The sequence below is a fragment of the Sulfurovum sp. bin170 genome (genome assembly GCF_010892395.1).
In the GTDB taxonomy this organism is placed as follows: Bacteria; Campylobacterota; Campylobacteria; order Campylobacterales; family Sulfurovaceae; genus UBA1140.
In genome coordinates, this window is record NZ_JAACKB010000306.1 from 1 (window position 1) to 2219 (window position 2219).

The window sequence follows — 2219 nt, forward strand, 5'->3', positions numbered from 1 at the left end:
CTATACCCTTCCCTAAAAAGAGTCAGATTTATATCTGATAGTCTCATAATATATTTGCTATCTGTAAAAATTCCAAAAGGGGGAGTATTTATAATAATATAGTCATAGGACTCTTTTAACTCCTCTATAAGTGGTGGTAAGCCTTTGGATAGAATGAGTCGAGAGATGTTTGAAGAGCTACTATCTCCTGCTGGAATGATAGTTAAGTTTTTATATTTTGTAGGATATTTAATATCGTAAATACTATGCATTTCTCCTGCAAGATATCTGCTAATACCAGCATGGCTCTCTACATTTAAAACTCTATTTATAGAGTTAAATCTTATATCCAAATCTATAAGTAGTGTCTTACAATCAACTCTAGCAAAAGAACGAGCTAGGTTTATAGTTGCCATATCTTTACCCTCATCATCCATAGTAGAACTTAAAAGAATCACCTTAGACTGCTTTTTTGATAGTTGAATATTTGTACGAATAGCACTGTAGCTATCAACAACAGATGGTTTTTGAATATAGAGATGTTCACTGCTTTTTAGAAATGGTGCAACTCCATATATAGGAATTTCAGTATAACTCTCTATACTTTTTACTGTTAATATTTTATCACTGAAAATACGATGAAGAGCTATTAATAGTACTCCCAAGAGGAATCCTATAAAAATAGATGATATTAAAATCGCTTTACTCTTATTTCCAACAGGTGAGAAGTCACTATATGCTTTATCTATAATCTTATATTTAGAGAGGTTTGAAACTTTTAATATCTCGTTCTCTGTCCGTTTTTCAAGAAGAAAGTTATACATTTTTGAGCTAACCTCATAATCTCTTTTTATATTTATCATCTTTCTCTCTTTTGTTGGAAGAGTCTCTATCTTTGTCTCATACGATTTTTTTATCTTTTTTAGATTTTTGTTTTTCTCAAGAATATGTTTTTGTAAATTCTCTATATTTAAAATAATTTTGGCTCTAATAGTACTGATTTTGCTATCTACTTTTTTAATCTTTGGATGTTTTACTGTAAAGTCTGCAAGAAGTTCCTCTCTTGTGAGTTGTGCCTCTTGGAGCATATCTATTAACTTTAGTGCTGATGAATCTTGAAGTTCAACTAATGAGGGTGTCATAGCGTCGAAACTATAGTTGTTCTCTATAAGTTTTAGCAGATTATTAACAACTTTTATCTTTAGCTCATTCTCTGAAAGGGTAATATCAACACTACTTAGCTCTCTAATAAAAGTCGAAGCCTGTACAGATGAGTAGACAATCTTATTTGAGATGCGGTAGTTCTCTAGCTCTTTTTCTGATGTTTTTAAGAGTTTTTTTATCTTCTTAAGCTCTTTATCTATAAAGTCCAAAATTTGATTATTCTGTTTTCTATTCTCTGCTAGACTCTCATTTATAAAACTGTCAGTTAAAGATTCAATATAAGATACAGCTCTTGAGGGAACCTTATCTTGATAAGAGATTTGTATATGAGGAATCTTATCATCAATCTGAACAACCTCTAAGTTATTGCGTATGATGTTATCATAGACATATCTATTATCTCCATAAATTATTATATCTATAGGTTTGTCAAAATTTGATAATTTGTGAATTTTTAGACTAAAAAAATTGGTTTTTATCTTTTCATGATACTTAAATGGCTCTTTTGCATCTATTTTTAAAAGAGATTTTTTGAATAGTTTGTTCATAATCTCATTTTTTAAAGAGTGTACAAACTCAATGGTATATCCATCTTCTTTTTGGGTAACTCTTAGTTTAGCACCTATATATCTCTCATCAATAGTCTCAATATCTGTTATTTTTATAGGTATATCTCTGTAGAGTTCCTTACTCTTGTAACCGTTACGAGTGTAGTATAGTACTTTAAAGTCTACTCTCTTTAAATTTAGTGCTTTATTATTCATATAGAAGGTACGAAGAAGAGCTATATCCTCTTGAATATTTACAACAGCCATTGTCCCCTTATCACTTAAAATCAGGTTTTGACTATTTTCGCTTTTTGTTTTTACCTTCACGACTGAGAAAGCACTATATAGATGTTTACTTAAGTAGACTTTTGTTGATGCAAAAGAGACTGAGAGTATAACTGTAGTAAAAATTAACCACCTATACTCTTTTAAAATTTTAAAAATCTCTTTGATATTGAAATCATCTTCTATATCGCTTTTATATGACTTCATAAATTCTCCAATTTAATTGAATTAAATAATTATATC

1 protein-coding gene is annotated in these 2219 nt (G+C 29.6%); it reads right to left on the reverse strand.

What is annotated here, in order from left to right:
• On the reverse strand, window positions 1–2183 hold a 2183-nt coding region (locus tag GSY74_RS07320; protein ID WP_164664450.1), incomplete at its 3' end, for a polysaccharide biosynthesis tyrosine autokinase.
• Window positions 2184–2219: the final 36 nt, after the last annotated feature.